Here is a 4312-nt window from a genome sequence, read left to right as displayed (position 1 = left end):
GCGCCGCGCCCGGCGACGGCGCCGCCAGCGCGCCCTGCCACAGCGACAGGGCCAGCGCCAGCAGCAGCAGCGCGCCGGTCAGCACGTCCGGCAGGCGGAACCAGAGCAGATCGGTGAGCCCCAGCGCCAGCAGCAGCCACAGCCCGAGCGCCAGCGCCACCATGCCGGGCGCATCCGGGGCCAGGAAGATGGCCGGCACCACCAGCGCGGTGGCGGCGAGTTCGACCCGGAACAGCCAGCCCGGCAGCGCCGCGGCGCAGTGCCGGCAGCGCCCGCGCAGGAGCAGGAAGGAGAGCAGCGGGACCAGGTCGCGCGGCCCCAGCCGCGCGCCGCAGGCCCGGCAGCGCGAGCCCGGACGGATCACCGACTCCCCGCGCGGCAGGCGGTCGGCCAGAACCCCGATGAAGGAGCCCGCCGCCGGGGCCAGCAGCAGCAGGAAGAGGGCGATATGGGTCGGGCTCTGCATCATGGCTCCCGGTCTAGAGCGTTTCGCGCCCGGCTGGAAAGATCAGGTCTCGGGTCGCGCCGGGACACGCCGCCGCGAATCCGGCGCATGCCCGCGATTGTCACTGCGCTTTCCGCTGCTTATCATGGCTGCGAGCAGAACGAACGGACCCCGCATGATGTCTTCACACGCCCCCGCCGACGGGACCGGCCAGCCTGACCGCGAGGCGGGGTTCTCCCTGCTCGAACTCATGGTCGTCGTGGTCATCCTGTCGATCCTCGCCCTGGTGATCGTGCCCCGCGTCATCGACCGTCCCGACCAGGCCCGCGCCGCGCGGGCGCGCTCCGACATCGCCGCGATCACCAGCGCGGTGCAGCTCTACCGGCTCGACAATATCCGCTACCCCACCACCGAGCAGGGGCTCGAGGCGCTCGTCACCCGCCCGACCACCGATCCGCAGCCGGAGAACTGGAGCGGCTACATGGACCGCCTGCCCGTCGATCCCTGGGGCCAGCCCTACCAGTATCTCGCGCCGGGGGTGCATGGCGATTTCGATGTCTTCACCTATGGCGCCGACGGCGCTGCCGGCGGCGACGGGGCCGACGCGGATATCGGGTCATGGGACGCGGAATAGGGACTGTTCCGCCCCGATCCGCCTCGCAGGCGGGCTTTACGCTGATCGAGCTGATGATCTGTGTCGCCATCGTCTCGGTGCTGGCCGTGGGCGCAACGCTGTCGCTCGGGCGCGTCGGCTCCGCCGCCGAAACCGACCTCGACCGCTTCCGCCGGCTGCATGACACCGCCCGCGACCTCGCCATCCGCGAGCAGTCCCGGCGCGGGCTGGATCTGGGCGCGCAGGGGCTCCGGATCGCCCGGCTCGGCCCGGAGGGCTGGCAGCGCGGCGACCGGGAGATCGCCTGGCGGGGCCGGGTCGACCTGTCCCGCCCGGCCGCGGCCCCGGCGGCCCTGCCCGACGCCCCGGAGATCGTCTTCCTCGGCAACGGCCGCAGCAGCGCCTTCACCCTCACCTTCACCACCCGGGGAGAGCCGGTGCGGCGCTGCCGCAGCGACGGCTGGACGGGGCTGACATGCGATCGCTGACCGAAGCGCTGACCGAAGCGCTGACCGGGACCCGGCGCCGGCGCGCGCGGGGCGAGCGCGGCCTGACCCTGATCGAGCTGGTGGTCGCGGTGCTGGTGCTGGCGCTTGGCAGCCTCGCGGCGCTGCGCGCCGCCGACCAGTCGCGCCTCGCCATCGGCGGCAGCGAGGCGCGGGTGCTGGCCCTGCTCGCCGCGCGCAACCGCCTCGAGGAGCTGCGGCTCTACGGCGCCGGCGGCGGCGCCCTGCCCGCCGAAGCGACGCTGGGCGGGCAGGTATTCACCCTCGAGACCGAGACCGCCGTCACCGCCGGCGGCTTCGTCGAGACCACCGTCACCGCGCGCGCCGCGCAGGGCCCCGGCGCCCGGCTCACCGCCTGGCTGCCGCGGGGGGCGGCGCGATGAGGGGCGAGCGCGGCCTGACCCTGATCGAACTGGTCGCCGCCATGGCGATCTTTGCGCTGGTGGCGGTGATGGGGCTGCAGAGCCTGACCTCGATGATGCGGATGCGCGACCGGCTCGCCGCCACCGCCGAGCGCAGCGACCGGCTGGGCACCGGGCTGAGCCTGCTGCGGGCCGATCTCGAGGGCATGCTGCCGATGCTGTTCTTCCCGCCCGGCGGCGCCGCGCCGCGCTCGGCGCTGCTTTTCGAGACGGCGCTGGAGATCAGCACCACCCATGTGCCCGACCCCGCCGGACCGGGGCTTGCGCTTGGTCGGGTGGAATGGCGGCTCGATCCCGCCACCGGCATCCTGAGCCGGCGGGAATGGCCGCTGCTCACCCCGGCCGCCAGCGACAGCCGCAGTCCCGAGGTCGCGGTGCTGACCGGCATCCAGTCTCTGCGCCTGCGCAGCCACTGGGACCAGCTTGGCTGGGTCGAGGGCGCGGCGCCGGCCTTTCTCGGCATGGCGCCGGGGGGATCGGCGCAGGACGCCGACGCCACGCTCTATGTCGAGCAATATTCGAGCCTGCTGCCCGACGCGGTGGAGGTGATCCTGACCACCCGCGCGCAGGGCGAGATCCGCCTGCTGGAGACCCTGCAATGACCCGCGATCGCGGCTTCGTCCTGGTCAATGCGCTGCTTCTGGTCGCGGTGCTGTCGCTGGCGGCGGTGGCGCTGCTGAGCCGGGCCGAGGGCGGGCGTCAGCGCCTCGGCGGGGCGCAGGAGGCCGCCACGGTCAGCCTCGGGCTGGACGGGTTCGAGACCCTCGCCATCACCCTGCTCGACGACGACCGGCGCGGGCCGGCCGGACCGGACGTCGATCACCCGGGCGAGGACTGGGCGCGGACCGGCATGCGCTTTGCGCTGCCGCGCGGCGAGGTCGCGGGCCGGATCACCGACATGCAGTCTCTGTTCAACCTCAACTGGCTTGCGGATCCCGAGGATATCCAGGCCGAGGCGGCCTTCGGCCGGCTTGCGCGGGGCCTCGGCCTCGCGCCCCAGACCGCGCAGCGCATCGTCGCGTTCCTGCGCCCCGGCGGCCCGTCCGACCTGCGGCCCTATGCGCAGCGCGATCCCGCCAGCCGGCCGGTGGGCGGCCCGGTGCTGATGCTGGCGCAGATCGGTGAGGTCGCCGGGGTCAGCGCGGCGGATCTCGAGCGCCTGGCGCGCAGCGCCACCGCGCTCGACGCCAGCACCACGCTCAACGTCAACACCGCCTCGGCGGCGGTGCTGCGGGCGGTGCTGCCCGAGCGGCTTCACGCCGGGCTGGCCGCGGTGCTGGCCGCGCGCGCCCGCAGCCCCTTCGACTCCGTCGACGCCTTTCTCGAGGCGCTCGGCGAGCCGGTCTCGAGCGCCTCCTCGGAAACCGAGGCCGCCGCCGACAGCGATGCCGCGAGCGGCAGCGAGGCGACCGCGCAGGCCACGCCGGACGCGGTCGCGCCGGACCCGGTCCCCGCCGGGCGGCTGAGCGTCGGCTCGCGCTGGTTCCGCGCCGATATGGAGATTGTCCTGCCGGAGCGGCGGCAGCGCCGCGTGGCGGTGCTCGAGCGCAGCCCGCTGCCGCAGGGCACCCGTGTGGCCTGGCGGCTGACGCCGGCGCCCTGAGCGCAGACGTGACCCGGATGCGGCATTGATCCTGCCGGCTGCGCCCGGCATCCTGCGCCGAAACCGGGGACAAGGGTGACCGCGTGAGAGCAGGCAAGGCAGAGACGGAAACGGCAGAGCCGGTCCGGCTGGCGGGGGATGGCCCGCCGCCCGGCCCCCGGCAGATCGTCCTGGTGCCCGGCGCCGAGGTCCCGCTGCTGCGGCTCGACCTGCCGGCGGGGCTGCGCGGGCAGGCCCGCGAGCAGGTGGCGCGGCGGCAGATCCGCGACCGCGTGGGCATCGCCCCGGACAGCGCCGAGATCTGGCCGATGCCGCTCGGCGCCGGCCCGGACGACTGGACCCGGGTGATGGTCGCCGATGCCGCGCGGGTCGCGGAATGGCGCGCGCTGGCCTGCCGGGCGGTGCTGCCGGACTACCTGTCGCTGCCCGCCGCCGAGGGGATCTGGACCGCCTGCGCCACCCGGGACGAAGATGGGATCATGGTCCGGCTCGGCCCCGGAGACGGCTTCAGCGCCAGCCCCGAACTGGCCCCGGTGATGCTGGATCGGGCTTTTGCAGAGACCCAGACGCCGCCCTCCGCGCTTTACCGGACGGGCCCGCCGCTGCCGGCGCTCGAGGCGGTCTGCGCCGCCCGCGGCATCCCGGTCCTGAGCCATCCCGACGAGCTCGAGGCGCGGGGCCTGCCGCCCTTGCGCCCCTGCGGCGAGGCCGAGGCGGCGCTCG

The 4312-nt window shown here is 74.9% G+C and carries 7 protein-coding genes; 6 read left to right on the top strand and 1 reads right to left on the bottom strand.

The annotated features are described in order from the left end of the window. The coding region (locus AC6RA4_RS23575; RefSeq protein WP_500164446.1) for a prepilin peptidase at window positions 1-466 on the bottom strand (466 nt) is incomplete at its 3' end. A gap of 154 nt (window positions 467-620) precedes the next feature. Here AC6RA4_RS23575 and gspG point away from each other — a divergent pair. From gspG to AC6RA4_RS23545, 6 genes are all read left to right on the top strand, one after another. Continuing rightward, on the top strand, window positions 621-1079 hold the full coding sequence (gene gspG, locus AC6RA4_RS23570; RefSeq protein ID WP_500164445.1) for a type II secretion system major pseudopilin GspG: 459 nt from the start codon (window positions 621-623) through the stop codon (window positions 1077-1079). Beyond that, entirely contained in the window at window positions 1064-1546 is a 483-nt protein-coding gene (locus tag AC6RA4_RS23565; RefSeq protein WP_500164443.1) for a prepilin-type N-terminal cleavage/methylation domain-containing protein, read from the top strand. Before gspG ends, AC6RA4_RS23565 begins: the two co-directional genes overlap by 16 nt. After that, window positions 1534-1947 carry a prepilin-type N-terminal cleavage/methylation domain-containing protein gene (locus AC6RA4_RS23560; protein WP_500164441.1) on the top strand — a complete coding sequence of 138 codons (414 nt, stop codon included), beginning with the start codon at window positions 1534-1536 and terminating at the stop codon, window positions 1945-1947. Before AC6RA4_RS23565 ends, AC6RA4_RS23560 begins: the two co-directional genes overlap by 13 nt. Next, window positions 1944-2588: a type II secretion system protein GspJ gene (locus AC6RA4_RS23555; RefSeq protein ID WP_500164439.1), complete on the top strand. Its 645-nt coding sequence runs from the start codon at window positions 1944-1946 to the stop codon at window positions 2586-2588. Before AC6RA4_RS23560 ends, AC6RA4_RS23555 begins: the two co-directional genes overlap by 4 nt. Next, window positions 2585-3589: a type II secretion system minor pseudopilin GspK gene (gene gspK, locus AC6RA4_RS23550; protein ID WP_500164437.1), complete on the top strand. Its 1005-nt coding sequence runs from the start codon at window positions 2585-2587 to the stop codon at window positions 3587-3589. Before AC6RA4_RS23555 ends, gspK begins: the two co-directional genes overlap by 4 nt. 83 nt (window positions 3590-3672) lie before the next feature. Then, window positions 3673-4312: type II secretion system protein L (locus AC6RA4_RS23545; RefSeq protein WP_500164435.1), on the top strand; the 640-nt coding region annotated here is incomplete at its 3' end.

Source organism: Salipiger sp. (assembly GCF_059781815.1).
Note: the sequence above shows the minus strand (reverse complement) of the source record. Positions and strands in the feature narration are given on the sequence as shown.